Annotated in this window: 17 protein-coding genes; 10 read left to right on the top strand and 7 right to left on the bottom strand. The window is 66.7% G+C overall.

The genetic code is table 11. From position 1 onward, the window contains the following. Positions 1–55: 55 nt before the first annotated feature. From L6D89_RS13555 to L6D89_RS13535, 5 genes are all read right to left on the bottom strand, one after another. Entirely contained in the window at positions 56–1,108 is a 1,053-nt protein-coding gene (locus L6D89_RS13555) for a beta-keto acid cleavage family enzyme (RefSeq protein ID WP_236173579.1), read from the bottom strand. A gap of 47 nt (positions 1,109–1,155) precedes the next feature. Next, positions 1,156–2,004, bottom strand: coding sequence for a TauD/TfdA dioxygenase family protein (locus L6D89_RS13550; RefSeq protein WP_236200070.1), 849 nt, complete (start codon positions 2,002–2,004; stop codon positions 1,156–1,158). A gap of 10 nt (positions 2,005–2,014) precedes the next feature. Beyond that, positions 2,015–2,995, bottom strand: a complete 981-nt coding sequence (locus L6D89_RS13545) for a quinone oxidoreductase family protein (protein WP_236200069.1) — start codon at positions 2,993–2,995, stop codon at positions 2,015–2,017. Positions 2,996–3,299: 304 nt separating this feature from the next. Beyond that, a complete protein-coding gene (locus L6D89_RS13540) occupies positions 3,300–4,259 on the bottom strand; it encodes an HlyD family secretion protein (protein ID WP_236173582.1) in 960 nt (319 codons plus the stop codon). Positions 4,260–4,262: 3 nt separating this feature from the next. Further along, entirely contained in the window at positions 4,263–4,646 is a 384-nt protein-coding gene (locus tag L6D89_RS13535; RefSeq protein WP_236200068.1) for a DUF3302 domain-containing protein, read from the bottom strand. 222 nt (positions 4,647–4,868) lie between these two features. Between L6D89_RS13535 and L6D89_RS13530 the strand changes: the two genes are divergently transcribed. Next, entirely contained in the window at positions 4,869–5,057 is a 189-nt protein-coding gene (locus L6D89_RS13530) for a hypothetical protein (protein ID WP_236200067.1), read from the top strand. A gap of 52 nt (positions 5,058–5,109) precedes the next feature. Here L6D89_RS13530 and L6D89_RS13525 read toward each other — a convergent pair whose 3' ends face one another. Next, positions 5,110–5,340: a hypothetical protein gene (locus tag L6D89_RS13525; RefSeq protein WP_236200066.1), complete on the bottom strand. Its 231-nt coding sequence runs from the start codon at positions 5,338–5,340 to the stop codon at positions 5,110–5,112. A gap of 391 nt (positions 5,341–5,731) precedes the next feature. Between L6D89_RS13525 and L6D89_RS13520 the strand changes: the two genes are divergently transcribed. The 6 genes from L6D89_RS13520 (at position 5,732) to L6D89_RS13495 (ending at position 12,658) form a co-directional block, all read left to right on the top strand. Further along, positions 5,732–6,733 carry an HlyD family secretion protein gene (locus L6D89_RS13520; protein WP_236200065.1) on the top strand — a complete coding sequence of 334 codons (1,002 nt, stop codon included), beginning with the start codon at positions 5,732–5,734 and terminating at the stop codon, positions 6,731–6,733. Then, positions 6,733–8,532 carry an ATP-binding cassette domain-containing protein gene (locus tag L6D89_RS13515; protein ID WP_236200064.1) on the top strand — a complete coding sequence of 600 codons (1,800 nt, stop codon included), beginning with the start codon at positions 6,733–6,735 and terminating at the stop codon, positions 8,530–8,532. The genes L6D89_RS13520 and L6D89_RS13515 overlap by 1 nt, the downstream gene beginning before the upstream one ends. Further along, on the top strand, positions 8,529–9,659 hold the full coding sequence (locus tag L6D89_RS13510; protein ID WP_236200063.1) for an ABC transporter permease: 1,131 nt from the start codon (positions 8,529–8,531) through the stop codon (positions 9,657–9,659). The genes L6D89_RS13515 and L6D89_RS13510 overlap by 4 nt, the downstream gene beginning before the upstream one ends. A gap of 5 nt (positions 9,660–9,664) precedes the next feature. Continuing rightward, entirely contained in the window at positions 9,665–10,768 is a 1,104-nt protein-coding gene (locus tag L6D89_RS13505; RefSeq protein WP_236173589.1) for an ABC transporter permease, read from the top strand. A 66-nt stretch (positions 10,769–10,834) separates the two neighbouring features. After that, the gene (locus L6D89_RS13500; RefSeq protein ID WP_236200062.1) at positions 10,835–11,143 is read left to right on the top strand and encodes a hypothetical protein; all 309 of its coding nucleotides are present in this window, start codon (positions 10,835–10,837) and stop codon (positions 11,141–11,143) included. A gap of 21 nt (positions 11,144–11,164) precedes the next feature. Then, positions 11,165–12,658, top strand: a complete 1,494-nt coding sequence (locus L6D89_RS13495; protein WP_236200061.1) for an efflux transporter outer membrane subunit — start codon at positions 11,165–11,167, stop codon at positions 12,656–12,658. A gap of 4 nt (positions 12,659–12,662) precedes the next feature. Here the strand turns inward: L6D89_RS13495 and L6D89_RS13490 are convergent, their stop codons facing one another. Beyond that, positions 12,663–13,289, bottom strand: coding sequence for an eCIS core domain-containing protein (locus tag L6D89_RS13490; RefSeq protein WP_236200060.1), 627 nt, complete (start codon positions 13,287–13,289; stop codon positions 12,663–12,665). A 270-nt stretch (positions 13,290–13,559) separates the two neighbouring features. Between L6D89_RS13490 and L6D89_RS13485 the strand changes: the two genes are divergently transcribed. The 3 genes from L6D89_RS13485 to L6D89_RS13475 are packed head-to-tail and all read left to right on the top strand — an operon-like array spanning position 13,560 to position 15,443. After that, on the top strand, positions 13,560–13,964 hold the full coding sequence (locus L6D89_RS13485) for a YybH family protein (protein WP_236200059.1): 405 nt from the start codon (positions 13,560–13,562) through the stop codon (positions 13,962–13,964). Continuing rightward, a complete protein-coding gene (locus L6D89_RS13480; protein WP_236200058.1) occupies positions 13,961–14,446 on the top strand; it encodes a P-loop nucleotide/nucleoside kinase family protein in 486 nt (161 codons plus the stop codon). Before L6D89_RS13485 ends, L6D89_RS13480 begins: the two co-directional genes overlap by 4 nt. Positions 14,447–14,504: 58 nt before the next feature. Next, a complete protein-coding gene (locus L6D89_RS13475; protein WP_236200057.1) occupies positions 14,505–15,443 on the top strand; it encodes a class I SAM-dependent methyltransferase in 939 nt (312 codons plus the stop codon). Positions 15,444–15,488: the final 45 nt, after the last annotated feature.

The following is a 15,488-nucleotide window of genomic DNA, read 5'->3' as shown; positions in this document are numbered from 1 at the left end:
GTTGTTCTTGGATAAAGCCAGTGCGGGTTACTGGCAGAACCCGCACTGGAGCCTGTCACGCGCGTTGCGGGACGGACTTCTGGCCCGGCTGGCGGTTGGGCGCCATGCCGTTCATGCGCAGGGTTTCCTCGATGCTGTCGTACTGCACGCCGATCTTGTAGATGGCGCGCGCTTCCTTGCCGCTGGCGACCTCGCGGCCCAGTTCATGGGCAACGCGGACGCACTGCTGGATCTGCTCCACCGAAGTCATGCGCTGGCCGTGCTGGCCGATGATGGTGTCCTCGATGCCGCAACGGGGGTGCAGCCCCATGGCCATCGCCATCATGTTGAACGGCAGCACGTTCTTCAGCAGCGACTCGGCGGTGACGGTGGCGCCGTCCGGTGCGCGGTGCACGAAGTTCATGAAGTTGAACGGGTTGGGGCCGTCGAAACCGCCGCCAATGCCGATCCAGGTCAGGTTCAGCGGGCCCTTGTAGACGCCCTTGCGCACCAGGCGCTCGAGGGTTTCCAGGGCATGCATGCCGGTGAGCTGGAAGTGCGGCTGGATGCCCGACGCCTGCAGGCGCTTGAGGTGCTCCTCGACCCAGGCCGGGCCGGCCGGTACGGTCATCTCGCTGTAGGCCGCCTGGTACAGCGGGTTCTCCAGGGAAGTGCCCTTGAGGTACTCCGGATAGAGCAGCTCCATGATGTTCATCTGGGTGGTGTTGATCGCCACCGTCACCTGGTCGGGCTTGGGGGTCAGCTCGGCGAGCATGTGGCGGGTGTCGTCGGACAGCCACTTGGCCGCCTCGCCGTCGCTTTCCGGGGCGAAGGAGATCGAGCCGCCGACCTGGATGATCATGTCCGGCACCGCTTCGCGCACGCCGGCGATCAGCTCGTTGAACTTGGACAGGCGCTTGGAGCCCTTGCCGTCCAGCTCACGCACGTGCAGGTGGAGCACGGTGGCGCCGGCTTCGTAGCAGTCCACGGCCTTCTGCACCTGCTCGTCCATGGTCACCGGGATGTCTTCGGGGAAGTCCTCGGGCATCCATTCCGGGCCATAGGGAGCGGTGGTGATGACCACCTTTTCCTGGTTCTCGGGGTGCAGCGAATCGTCGAAGAATTGCATGTCTGTCTCCTGGAATTGTTCTTGTCGAAGTCGGTTTCAACGAGGGCTCAGAACGGCTTGTCGCCGATGATTCCGGCGCGCTCCATGCGGCGCACGCAGGGCGGGTAGTCCATCACTGCGTAGTGCTGGGTACAGCGGTTGTCCCAGATCGCCACGTCGTTCTTCTTCCAGCGCCAGCGCACCTGGAATTCGGGGATGTACACCTGGCTCACCAGGTAGCGCAGCAGGTCGGACGCGCCGGGGTTGGCGTCCTGGCCGAAGCGCACGTTCTGCGGCGCGTGGTAATTGCTGAAGTGGGTGGTGAAGGCATTGACGAACAACACCTTCTCGCCGGTTTCGGGGTGGGTGCGCACCACCGGGTGCTCGGCATCCGGATACATCGCCTTGAGCGCCAGGCGTTTCTCGATCGGCATGGCGGCGCCGAAGCTGGCCTCGATGCTGTGGCGGGCGCGCAGCTTGGCGATGCGCTCCTTGATCTCCGCCGGGAGCATGTCGTAGGCCAGCGCCATGTTCGCCCACATGGTGTCGCCGCCTACCGGCGGGCACTCCACGCAGCGCAGGACGCAGCCCAGCGGCGGCGCCTCGCGCCAAGTGGCGTCTGTGTGCCAGGCGTTCTCGTAGCGGTCGTTGGGCAGGTCCGGAGTCTTGTAGATGCGCACCAGGCCCGGATGCTCCGGGTCGCTGCCGGCCACCGGGTGGTCTTCCAGCTCGCCGAAGCAACGGGCGAAGGCAACGTGCTCGGCGCGGCTGATGTCCTGGTCGCGCAGGAACAGCACCTTGTGCTTGAGCAGCAGCTCGCGCAGCTCGGCGAACAGGCCTTCGTCGCGCGATGCCTCGCCCAGGTTCACTCCAGAGATTTCGGCGCCGATGCTGCAGGTCAGACGTTCTACGTGCATGGCGGCGCCCTCAGATGACGAAGATCGACGAGCCGGTGGTCTTGCGCGACTCGAGGTCGCGGTGGGCTTGCACGGCATCTTCCAGCGCGTAGTGCTGGTTGATCTCGATGCGAATGTCGCCATTGCCCACGTGGGTGAACAGCTCGTCCAGCAACGCCATCTTTTCCGCCGGATCGGCGATGTAGTCCGCCAGGGCCGGGCGAGTGAGGAAGATCGAGCCCTTCATCGCCAGCAGCACCGGATCGAACGGCGGGATCGGGCCCGACGCGGTACCGACGCAGACCATCAGGCCGCGGCGCTTGAGCGACTCCAGGGAAGTCATGAAGGTGTCCTTGCCGACGCTGTCGAAGACCACGTCCACGCCACGCCCGTCGGTGAGTTCGCGCACGCGCTCGGCGACCCCCTCGTGGCTGTAGTTGATGACCTGCTCGCAGCCGTGGGCGAAGGCCACTTCGGCCTTGGCCTCGCTGGAAACGGTACCGATCACCCGCAGGCCGAGCAGCTTGGCCCACTGCGCGACGATCAGCCCGACACCACCGGCAGCCGCGTGCAGCAGGATGCTCTGGCCGGGCTTGAAGTCATGGATGCGGCGCAGCAGGTAGGCCGAGGTCAGGCCGCGCATGGTCATGGCGGCGGCCGTTTCGAAGGCGATGTTCTCCGGCAGACGGATCAGCGGCGCCGCCGGCACCAGGCGCTCGGTGCTGTAGGCGCCAAGGGTGTTGATGAAGCCGGTGTAGGTCACGCGGTCGCCGGGCACGACGTTGGTCACGCCCTCGCCCACCGCCACCACCACGCCGGCGGCTTCCACGCCCATGCCGCTGGGCAGCGGAACGGCGTAGGTGCCATTGCGGAAGTAGGTGTCGGCGTAATTCAGGCCCACCGCCACATGGCGGATGCGCACTTGCCCCAGGCCGGGCTCGCCGACCTCCACGTCCTCGTAACGCAGGACTTCGGGTCCCCCTGTTTCATAGAAACGAACGGCTTTGGCCATGGCCGGAATCTCCAGTTGTCTTGTTGTTGTGGGCGCTTTGGTTTGGAGCGGGCAAGCGCCCTTTGAGCGGACAATAGGCAGGGGCCGGGCGGGCAGCTTCACATGGTGCGACAGGGGCTTTTCATTTCATGACAGGCACGCCAGCGCAAGGCTGAAGCGTGCCTGTAGGAGCGAGCTTGCTCGCGAACCATGTCTGCCCGGCAGCTCCAGGCATCAAGCGGTTCGCGAGCAAGCTCGCTCCTACAATTTTGCGGTGACTGCGGAAGGAACGGCTGCGGCCGGGCGGCCGCAGCGCGGGGGCGGATCAGTGGAACGGGAAGATGTAGTTCATCCAGGCCGCCATGCGCAGGAGAATCTTGCGCATGATCGCCACATGGTGGAAATGCTCGCTGTAGATCGCCGCCTGGCCGTAAGCACCACCGGGCATCAGGTTGGCGTACTGGGCATAGTCCGGATCGGTAATCTCGATGATCACCGGCACACGCCCCGCCGGCGGTGATCCGGTATAGCTGAGCAAAGTGCCCGAGGGCTGAATCTGGCCCTCGCCGATCACCCCGATCGCCTGTTTCACCTTGCCGCTGAAGACCTTGCCGGGAATCCCGTCGAAGGCGACTTCCGCCTCGTCCCCGGCGGTCAGGCGCAGTTGGCTGTTCTGCCGCATCCAGGCGGCGAAATACTGCCCCTCGTCCGGCACGAAGACCATCGACGGGCGCAACGGCAGGCGTGTCGCCATCATCCCCGGACGCAGCGACACATGGGTGACGAAGCCTCGGGATGGCGCACGCACCACGGTGTTGTCGAGGTTGAACTGGGCGAGCGCCAGTTGGGCATTCAGGTCATCGACACGCGCGGTGGTCAGGTCGACATCGCGCTTGTTGCCGACGTTGCGCAGCGCCAGCTCGCGGGCGCGGGACTGGTCGGCACGCGCCGACACCAGTTGCGCCTTGATCGAGTCCAGCTTCAGCTGGAACGGTTTGGGATCGATGCGGAACAGCACCGTGCCCTTCTCGATCATCTGGTTGCCCTTCACCGGCACTTCGATCACCTGGCCAGTCACCACCGGGATTACCGGGGTAGAGACGAAGTAGGAACGCGCCACCTCGGAGTACGGGTGGTTGTAGTTCATGGTGAAGATCAGCGCGCCGATCAGCACCACGCCGCCGAGTACGGCGGTGGGCACGGTCCATTTGTTCAGTGGGATGCGGAATATCTTGAAGATGGCGATGCAGATGGCGGTGTAGGTGAGGATCAGCAACAGGTCCATGCGTCAGCCCTCCCCGCCCGGTTGCGATGGTGCAGGCGCTGGCGGAGGCTCGGCAGCGGCGGCAGCCGTGCGCCCTTCCAGCACCTCCAGGCGCTGGCGCAGTTCGGCCAGCTGCCCCTCGAGATACTCCGCCTCGGCCTGCGGCGTCCTGCCATGGTGAAAGCCCCAGCCGCGGTCCTTGCGGTACAACATGGCCCAGATCCAGAGGAACGGCCAGAGCGCATGCAGGGTGAACAAGCTGACCCAACCGGCCGCGTGGATCGCGTCCTGGTGGGGATGATCGCGATGCACCGCGATCTCGTAGGGAATGTCATGCAGCATGATGATGCCGTAGAACAGCACCACGGCGGCAAATATGAGTATCCCCAGGGCAACGTAGTCGAGCATCCCATACTCCTTGATCCCGGGCCCAACGCCCAGGTGGTCCGGATGAGTATGGCTGAGCGCTGGCGATCTGCACGAGCGCGCGCAGCCCCGTGCGGCGGAGTTTCGAGCAATCGCCAGGCCCTCCCGGCCGTAGTGTTGCAGGGGCCTCCATTCGTCAGGCCAGCCATCCTCCGGCCGCGATTTCGCGTTCACTGAAACCAGGCTTCACCGGGGAGCATCGACATGCGCAAGTCCACCCTCCTGCTGCTGGTCGGCGCGCTGGCCGTGCTGCTCGGCGGCTCGTCCTGCGGCGGCAACAACGGCCACCCCGACGCCCCGCCACCGCCGCCCATGGACGACGGACAGATGGGCTACCAGCGGATTCCGCAGCAGCAGATGCAGCCGCAGGTGCAGTCGATTCCGCGACGGTGAGCCCGCGCGGACAGCGGCGTTGACGGAGGCCAATCGCGGACGGAGTCCGCTCCTACGCTGGCCTGGGCCTCAGCAGGATCACCCGTGCCACCACCAGCGCCAGCAAGCCCGCCACGGCGAATGCGACGATGGTCGCCACACCGCCGCCCTGCTGCAGAAAGTCGGTCAACGCCGCAAGGGCTGCGGCCAGGAACAGCAACACCAGGCCAAACCACTGCATCCGCAGGGCGCGCAGGCGCCAGGAGTGAGGGTGATCGGCCAGCAAGGAAGTCTCGGTGCCCATGGCGGTATCTCCATGAGGGGGTGTCACTCCACGCTATCAGGCAATCCGGCCGCGGGATCGGGAGCTGACGAAGCGCCACTTTTGCAGGAGCGCGCTTGCTCGGGAATCGTCCCACTCCAAAAGCGTTCGCGAGCAGATTCACCCCTGGCTCGCCCTGTCACGGAGCGAGACGCTCGTTGATCCGCGGGGTGATTTGCTCCTCCGCAAGGCCCGCCGAGACGGTCGAGACAGCGCAGCATTCAGTTGAAACCTTCGCTCCCTGCAGCTGCCGAACGGTCATCGAAACGGCCGACCCTGCGGGCTAGAGCGTTTCGCCATTGATACAGGTCCTCATGCTTCGCGTGGAACTGTCTATCCTTCACCGGGCTGTCACGAAACAGGGAAGGCCTGCATGCCTAAGAAGCTGGTGCTGGTAGCGCTGGTGGCGCTGCTGCTGGGGGGCGGAGTGTGGTGGTACCTGCACTCGCGCGAGAGTGATGACAAACGCCTGGTGCTCTACGGCAACGTGGACATCCGCCAGGTGTCGCTGGCCTTCACCGGCAGCGAGCGCATCGCCAGGATGAACGTCGAGGAAGGCGATGCGGTGAAAGCCGGCGATGTGCTGGCCAGCCTCGACACGCGCACCCTGCGCCTGCAGATCGACAAGGCCCAGGCGCAGATCGCCGCCCAGGAGCAGAACCTGCTGCGCCTGAAGAACGGCTCGCGCCCCGAGGATATCGACCGCGCCAAGGCGCAGGACAAGGCCGCCCGCGCCCAGCTCGACCTCGCCACCACCCAGCTGCGCCGCCTGCAGAGCATTCGCGCCAACAGCCCCGGCGGCCGCGCCGTCAGCCAGCAGGACATCGACAGCGCCACCTCGCAGCAGAAAGTTGCCCAGGCCGAGCTGGAAGACCGCCAGAAATCCCTGCGTCTGGCGCAGATCGGCCCGCGCGCGGAAGACATCGCCCAGGCCGAGGCCCAGCTCGCCGCCGCCCGCGCCGATGTGGCGCTGCTGCAGCATAACCTCGACGAGGCCGACCTCAAGGCGCCGCAGAACGCCACCGTGCGCTCGCGCCTGCTGGAACCCGGCGACATGGCCTCGCCGCAGCGCCCGGTGTATTCACTGGCGCTGACCGACCCAAAATGGATTCGCGCCTACGTCAGCGAAACCAACCTGGGCCGCATCAAGCCGGGCATGAAGGCGCAGGTGTTCACCGACAGCCACCCGGACCAGGCCATCGACGGCCATGTCGGCTTCATCTCCTCGGTGGCCGAGTTCACCCCGAAATCGGTACAGACCGAAGAGCTGCGTACCAGCCTCGTGTACGAAGTGCGCGTGCTGGTCGCCGACCCGGACAACCGCCTGCGCCTGGGCATGCCGGCCACGGTGCGCTTCGCCGACGAGCCGCGTTGATGGCCTCGACTCAGGGAACCCACCACGGAGGCCCGGTCATCCGCGCCGAGGGCCTGGCCAAGCACTTCCTGGTGAAAGAGTCAGGCAAGACCGTGCAGGCACTCAAGGACATCTCGCTGGACATTCCGCGCGGCCAGCTCACCGCGCTGGTCGGCCCGGACGGCGCCGGCAAGACCACCTTCCTGCGCCTGGTTGCCGGGCTGCTGCAGGCCGACGCCGGCACGCTGACCGTGCTCGACCTGGACGTCCACGCCCACCCGCAGCAGGTCCAGGACCGCATCAGCTACATGCCGCAGCGCTTCGGCCTCTATGAAGACCTCAGCGTGCAGGAGAACCTCGACCTCTACGCGGACCTCCACGGCGTGCCGCACAAGGAACGCCAGGAGCGCTACCAGCGCCTGCTGGAGATGACCGACCTGGCGCGCTTCACCGACCGTCCGGCGGGCAAGCTCTCCGGCGGCATGAAGCAGAAGCTCGGGCTGGCCTGCACGCTGGTGCGCTCGCCGGACCTGCTGCTGCTCGACGAACCCACCGTCGGCGTCGACCCGCTGTCGCGCCGCGAACTGTGGGAGATCATCCAGCAGCTGATCGAGCAGGAGCAGCTCAGCGTACTGGTCTCCACCTCGTACATGGACGAGGCCGAGCGCTGCGCCGAAGTCTTCCTGCTGCACCAGGGCCAACTGATGGCCAAGGGCGACCCGGCATCGATCCGCGAGCACGCCGACAACCTCTGCTTCATCGCCACGCCACCCCAGGACGAGCCCGCGCGTACCCTGCAGGCGCGGCTGCTGGACGATCACCAGAACATCGTCGATGCCGTGCCGCAATCGGGCGAAGTGCGCTTCATCCGCCAGCCCGACGCGGATCAGGGCAAGCTCGACCAGCTACTCGATGGCGCCCCGGTACGCCAGGTGGACGCACGCCTGGAGGACGGCTTCATGTTCCTGCTGCGCGCCCGCAGCGATGCCGAGCAGGTCGACATGGAATCGCTCAAGGCCGGCACCCGTCGCCACGGCGAGGGCCACGCCGACAACGACGAAACGGTGATCGAAGTGAAGGACCTGGTGCGCAAGTTCGGCGACTTCACCGCCGTGGCCAGCACCAGTTTCAGCGTGCATCGCGGGGAAATCTTCGGCCTGCTCGGACCCAACGGCGCCGGCAAGACCACCACCTTCCGCATGCTCTGCGGGCTGTTGCCCGCCACCAGCGGCACGCTGCAGGTGGCCGGGGTCAACCTGCGCAATGCTCGGGCCCAGGCACGCCGCAAGGTCGGCTACGTGTCGCAGAAGTTCTCCCTCTACGGCAACCTATCGGTGGCGGAGAACCTGCGTTTCTTCGGTGGCGCCTACGGGCTGGGCGGCAAGCAGCTGAAGCAGCGGATGGAGGCGGTGTCCCGCCAGTTCGACCTCGCCGGCCAGGAAGACTCGCCCAGCGGCCAGCTCCCCGGCGGCTTCAAGCAACGCCTGGCGATGGCCGTGGGCCTGCTCCACGAGCCGGAGATCCTCTTCCTCGATGAGCCCACCAGCGGCGCCGACCCCCTCGCCCGCCGCGGCTTCTGGCAGCGCATCACGGCGCTGGCGGCCTCCGGCACCACCATCATCATCACCACGCACTTCATGGAAGAGGCCGAATACTGCGACCGCATCGTCATCCAGGACGCCGGCAAGCTGCTGGCCATGGGCACCCCGCGGGAAGTGCGGGAACAGGCCGGCGGCAAGGGCAGCACGCTGAACATGGAGCAGGCCTTCATCGAAATTGTGGAAAGCAACCGTCATCACGCCAAGGCAGGCGCCGCATGAGCGCCGGCGGCTTCTGGCGGCGCCTCGCCTCGCTGACGCGCAAGGAAGTGCGGCAGCTGGTGCGCGACCGCAGCAACCTGCTGATCGGCATCGGCCTGCCCATCGCGCTGATCCTGATCTTCGGCTACGGCCTGTCGCTGGACGTCAAGCGCGCCATCGTCGCCATCGTCCTCGACGACCCCTCCCCCGTGGCCCGCGACGTGGCCGCCGGGATCAGCCGCACCGAGTACCTGGAGCCGCACCTCGTACGCTCCTACGCCGAAGGCGAGAAACTGATGCGCGCCCGCGAGGTGGACGCGGTGGTGCAGTTCCCCTCCGATTTCACCCGCAACCTCAACGACGGCCACGCGCAGATCCAGGTGCTGGTGCAGGGCTCGGACGCCACCCGTGCCGCCAGCGTCTCCACCTACGTCAGCAGCGCACTGGCCGGCTACGCCGAGAAGCAGGCCGACCGTGGCGCCGGTTCGGCGAGCCAGGCTGGCGCGGTCACCATCGTCCAGCGCATGTGGTTCAACGCCGCCAACACCAGCACCTGGTACCTGGTGCCGGGGCTGATCGTGCTGATCATGACCCTGGTCGGCGCCTTCCTCACCGCCCTGGTGATGGCCCGCGAATGGGAACGCGGCACGCTGGAGGCGCTGTTCGTCACGCCGGTGCGGCCGGTGGAAATCCTCCTGGCGAAGATCATCCCCTGCTTCGGCATCGGCATGATCGGCCTGGCGCTGTGCCTGCTCGCCGCGCGCTTCCTGTTCGACGTGCCGATCTACGGCTCCTTCATCGTGCTGGTGATCGCCTCCATGCTCTACATGCTGGTGGCGCTGGGCATCGGCCTGCTGATCTCGGCGGTGACCAAGAACCAGTTCCTCGCCAGCCAGATCGCCCTGCTCGCCAGCTTCCTGCCAGCGATGATGCTCTCGGGCTTCATCTTCGACCTGCGCAACGTACCGACCGCCATCCGCGTGATCGGCAACCTGCTGCCGGCGACCTACTTCATGGAACTGGTGAAATCCCTGTTCCTGGCCGGCGACTTCTGGCCGATGATCTTCAAGAACTGCGCCATCCTCGCCGCCTACGCCGTCGCCCTGCTGGGCCTGGCGCGGCTGGTGACGCGCAAGCGGCTGGACTGACTGACATGGAATTCCTCTGGCGCATCCTCAACCTGTGGCGCAAGGAACTGCTGGTGATCCTCAAGGACCCGGCCAACCGCATCGTGCTGGTGGCGCCGGTGCTGATGCAGAGCGTGCTGTTCGGCTACGCGGTGACCTTCGACCTCAACGACGCGCCCTACGCCGTGCTCGACCTGAGCCACAGCGAATCCTCCACGCGCCTGATTTCTCGCCTGGACGGCAGCGGCATCTTCCACCGCGTGGCAACGCTCACCCGCGTGGAGGAAATCCAGACGGTGATCGACGAGCAGAAGGCGCTGCTGGTGATCCACATCCCGTCGGACTTCCAGACCCGCCTCGCCCAGGGCGACCCGGCGCCGATCCAGGTCATCCTCGACGGCCGCAACTCCAACACCGCCGGCTCCGCCGCCGCCGGGCTCGCCGTGGTGGTGGATGAGTTCAACCGCGAGCAGGGCCTGGCCTCGGCGCCGATCAGCGTGGTCAGCCGCTCCTGGTACAACCCCAACCTGGAAACCCGCTGGCCGCTGATCCCCGCGCTGATCGCCACCCTGAGCATGATGCAGACGCTGATGCTCACCGCCCTCTCGGTGGCCCGCGAGCGCGAACAGGGCACCTTCGACCAGTTGCTGGTGACGCCCTACACGCCGCTGGAAATCATGCTCGGCAAGGCCATTCCGCCGCTGCTGATCGGCATGCTGCAGGCCACGCTGGTGCTGCTGATGGCGCTGTTCTGGTTCCGAATACCCATGGCCGGCTCGCTGTTCAACCTCTACGGAGGGCTGGCGGTCTTCACCATCGCCTGCGTCGGGCTGGGCATGTCGATCAGCGCGGTGTCGCTGAACATGCAGCAGGCAATGCTCTACACCTTCGTGCTGATCATGCCGCTGACGCTGCTCTCCGGCCTCGCCACACCGGTGCGCAACATGCCCGAGTTCCTGCAGATCGTGACCTACGCCAACCCGCTGCGCTTCGGCATCGACCTGATCCAGCGGGTCTACCTCGAAGGCGCGACCCTGGCCGACGTGGGGCTCAACCTGATCCCCATGCTGGTGGTCGCCGCCGTCACCTTGCCGCTTGCCTCGTGGCTGTTCCGCCACCGGCTTGCGTAACGGGTCACCCGGCATGGCCAGCGAATGCAATACCCTGGCAGGGGACTTTTTCGGAAATGGACAGCCATGAGCGACACCAGCAGCTTCATCGTCTTCCTCATCACTCAGCTTCTGCTGCCGTTCTGGCTGGGCCACCGCTACTGCCGCAGGAAAGGCATTCCCACCCAGTCCTGGCGCGCCGGCGGCATCTACCTGATCGCCTTGTCGGCGGCGATGCTGTTGTTCATCGGCCTGCTGGGCCTGCCCACCCACGTGAAGAACGTCGGCATGGTGACCAACCGCTCCATGGGCCTGGCCTGCGGCGTGATCGGCATTTTCGGCGGCCTGCTGATGGGCTATGTCGCGCGACGCTTCGAGGACACTTCGGATGACTAGGTCTGCAAGAGGGTGTCAGGCATGAACCTCACTTTCCGTTTCGTCTCCCTGGCCCTGCTGGGTAGCAGCCTCGCCGGTTGCGCCGTGGGCCCCGACTACGAGGCGCCGAAAACCCAGACGCCGGCCAGCTGGCAGGCCGCCCACTCCGGCAGCGGCCAGTTGCATCCGGCCGAAGGCAGCACCCGCCTCGGCGCGGACTGGTGGAGCCTGTTCAACGACCCGGTACTGAACAACCTGCAACGCCGCGCCGACAAGGCCAGCCCGGACCTCAAGACCGCCGTGCTGCGCTTCGCCCAGAGCCGCATGCAGCGGCAGATGGTGGCGGCCCAGCGCGGCGTCGACGTCAACGCTTCGGCCGCGGTGAATCGCCAGCGCCTGAGCGAGAACGGCTCCAACGCCCTGATGATCCAGCGCATCGCACCGACCGGTGACAGCGACCAGATCGCCAAGGTCCTGGCCGAGCCCTTCACGCTCTACCAGGCTGGCTTCGACGCTTCGTGGGAACCCGACCTGTGGGGCCGCATCCGTCGCTCCGTCGAGGCCGCCGATGCCAGCGTCGATGCGCAGCAGGCGATGTTCGAGGAAACCCGCCTGGGCGTTTCGGCGGAACTGGCGCGCAGCTACTTCGAGCTGCGCGGCGTGCAGCAGCAAATTGCCGTGGCGCAGCAGGACATCGCCGCCACCGAGGAGTCCATGCAATTGATCCAGGTGCGCGCCGACGGCGGCCTGGTGGACGACTTCGACGTCGAACGCCAGCGCGGCCAACTCGCCGAACTGCGCTCCAGCCTGCCGCAACTGCAGGCCAGCGAAAGCGCGGCGATCAACCAGATCGGCGTACTCATCGGCGCCGAACCGGGCAGCCTGCGCGAGGACCTGAAACCCGTCGCGCAGAACGCGCCGCAGACCCCGGACCTGAGCCTCGGCCTGCCCTCGGAAGTGGCTCGCCGGCGCCCGGACATCCGCGCCGCCGAAGCCCAACTGCATGCCGCCACCGCCAACATCGGCGTGGCCGTGGCCGACCTCTATCCGAGTATTCGCCTGGGCGCGAACTTCGGTTACGAATCGGTGGAGGATGGCAAGTTCAGCGACTGGGGCAGCCGCACCTGGAGTGTCGGGCCGAGCCTGTCGTTGCCGATCTTCGACAATGGCCGGCGCCGTTCGCAGATCAACCTGCGCAAGCTGGAACAGCAGGAAGCCGCCGTGTCCTACCAGCAGACCGTGCTCAAGGCCTGGCAGGAAGTCGACGATGCACTGAGCCACTACGGTGCCGAACGCCAGCGCAACCAGCGCCTGCAGGAAAAGCTGCGCAGCAGCGACGCCGCCTATGGCATGGCCAAGGCCCGCTATGCCGGTGGCCTCACCGATTTCCTGGTGGAACTGGACGCCCAGCGCGCCTACCTGCAATCACGCCGCGACGTGGTGGACAGCGATACCCAGCTGCGCCTGACGCTGATCGCCCTGTGCAAGGCGCTGGGCGGCGGCACGCCGCCGGCGGAAGCGTCCGCCAGCCGATAGGAACTCAGGGCGCTGGCGAGGCCAGCTTGCCATCACGCAGGTCCTTCGCCACGCGCCGCGCCATTTCGTAGGCCGGCGCCTCCACGGCGTCGAAGTCCTCGGTATAGCGTGTGGCGAAGCCCTGCACGCCCCACTCCTGGTACTGCTTGACGTGCCACAGTTCGTGAGCCCAGAGCGCGACGTCCTTCTGCGCGTCTTCCTCGCGGCGGAAGACGATCACGTCGACCAGGGTAACGGCCTCGGTGTCGGGGTTCTGCATCATCGCCTGGGCGGCATTGAGCTGGTCCAGCGCGCCAGTGGAGTAGCGCGCGCCCATCAGCACGTCATCGGAAAAGTAGCCCTGCAACTGCGCACGGATCTCCAGCGGGATCGGCTCGGTGCCGCCCTGCTCCGCCTGCTCGCGGGACTGCTGCAGCCATACCGCCAGGGCCTGGGCGGCCATCTTGCGGGTATCGGACAACACCGGGCCGAGCACGGCGCCCAGGTCGGGCAGGCACATGCAACTGTCCAGGCAGACCTGGCGCTGCCCCGCCGGGCAACTGGGCGCAACCGCGGAGGCTGGCGCGCAAACGGCCAACCCGGCCAGCAGCGTCAGCGCGCGCAGGAGGCGGGTCGGTAGGAAGGATGGCATGGAAGGCTCCGCTACAGCGTGGAGGAAGACTGGGCGTTTGGACCACGGCGCGGCGCGATCATGCCACGGCGCGAGGAAAAAAGAGCACTGGCGCAGCGCAGGAATTTTCTGCTAGCTTCTGCCCCATGAATGCCGCCAACCGCACCTTCCAGCAGATTATTACCACCATCGCTCCGATGGTGGGTTAGCGCATTCCGCGAACAACCAAACCCGCCTCCCGGCGGGTTTTTTAATGCCCGCCGTCCGAGGCTCCCGATCGAGGAGACACTGATGGACCAGGCAACCCACCCCGAGCAGCATCCCCTGCAAGCGCTCATCCTGGCCGCCGACGAAGCCATCGGCCGCGAGGATTTCGACGCGCTGATCGACTTCTACACCGACGACGCCCTGCTGGTGGTCAAACCCGGCCTGCTGGCGCGTGGCAAGGAGCAGATCCGCCAGGCCTTCGTCGCCATCACCGAGTATTTCGGGCACAAGCTGCGAGTGCGCCAGGGCCGCCTGGAAATCCTCGAAGCCGGCGACACCGCACTGGTGGTCGCACAGACCCTGCTCGACACCAGCCACGGCAAGCTGAGCCGCCGCGCCACCTACGTCTTTCGCCGCGAGGCCGATGGCGCCTGGCGCTGCGCCGTGGACAACTCCTACGGCACCGACCTGCTGGAGGCGACGACATGAGTACCGGCACATTGCACCTGCTGTGTGGCAAGGCGGCGTCGGGCAAGTCCTGCCTGGCGCGGCAGCTGGCCGAGACGCCAGGCACTGTGATGCTGGCCGAGGAACAGTGGCTGGCGGAGTTGTTTCCCTGGGGCATCAGCAACCCCGACGACTACCAGCTCTATGCCCGCCGCGTGCGCAAGGTGATGGGGCCACACGTGGTCGGCCTGCTGCGCGCCGGCACCAGCGTAGTGCTGGATATTCCCGCCAATACCCTGGCCGACCGCCGCTGGCTGATCGACCTGGCACAACAGGCCGGCGCGGCGCATTGCCTGCACTTCCTCGACGTCGACCCGGCCACTTGCCGCAGCCGCCTGCTCGCCCGCCACGCCCTGGCGCCGCTGGCCGCGCCACTGGACCCGGCCGGCTACGAATCCCTCAACCGCTACTTCGTCGCCCCGCGCCCGGAGGAAAAACTGCAGGTGCAGCGCCATGACGCCTGAGCGCGTAGAATCGCCGCCCCGATTGCCCCCGATCGCCTGAATCAGAAAGACCGGAAAGATGAACACCGACGCCATCGCCACTCTGCGCGAGCAACTGCTTGCGGCCCTCAACCCCGCCCCCGTGGAAACCCGCCGCCTGTTCCACGGCCGCGGCCGGCGCTGGCCGGGGCTGGAGCAGGTGACTGCCGACTGGCTGGAAGGCGTGCTGCTGGTGTCGCTGTTCCGCGAGCCGGCCGAGGACGAATTGGCCGCGCTGCGAGCGATGCTGCTGGAACTGGCGCAAAGCGAAACCTGGCGTGCCACCGCTGCCCGCAGCCTGATGCTGCAGCACCGCTACACCCTGGAAAGCACGATGGAAGTCCTCCACGGCGAAGCATTCGATGGCTGGCAGATCACCGAGCACGGGCTGCGCTATCAGCTGGACCTTGGCCGCAAGCAGAACAACGGCCTGTTCCTCGACATGCGCTACGGCCGCCAGTGGGTACAGGCCAACTCGGCCGGCCTGCGCGTGCTCAACCTGTTCGCCTACACCTGTGGCTTCTCCGTGGCGGCGATCGCCGGTGGCGCGCAGAAAGTGGTCAACCTCGACATGGCCCGCGCCGCGCTCAGCCGTGGCCGCGACAACCACCGCCTGAACGGCCACGACCTGTCGCGGGTCAGCTTCCTCGACCACGACCTGTTCAAGTCCTGGGGCAAGGTGAAGAAGTCCGGCCCGTACGACCTGATCATCATCGACCCGCCGAGCTTCCAGAAAGGCAGCTTCGTCCTCGACAAGGACTACGCCCGTATCCTGCGCCGCCTGCCGGAATTGCTGGATGGCAGCGGCACCGTGCTGGCCTGCGTGAACGACCCGGCAGTGGGCGTCGACTTCCTGCTCCAGGGCATGGCCGCCGAGGCGCCGCAGCTGCGCTTCGTCGAGCGCCTGGAAAACCCGCCGGAATTCGCCGACATCGAGGAAGACAGCGGCCTGAAGGCGCTGGTGTTCCGCCTGGGTTGATCCGCTGAGTCGGTGCGATGCGGTAGAGCAAAGAGCGACCGTAGG

It is taken from the genome of Pseudomonas pseudonitroreducens (assembly GCF_021603645.1).
GTDB classification, from domain to species: Bacteria; Pseudomonadota; Gammaproteobacteria; order Pseudomonadales; family Pseudomonadaceae; genus Pseudomonas; species Pseudomonas pseudonitroreducens.
Note: the sequence above shows the minus strand (reverse complement) of the source record. Positions and strands in the feature narration are given on the sequence as shown.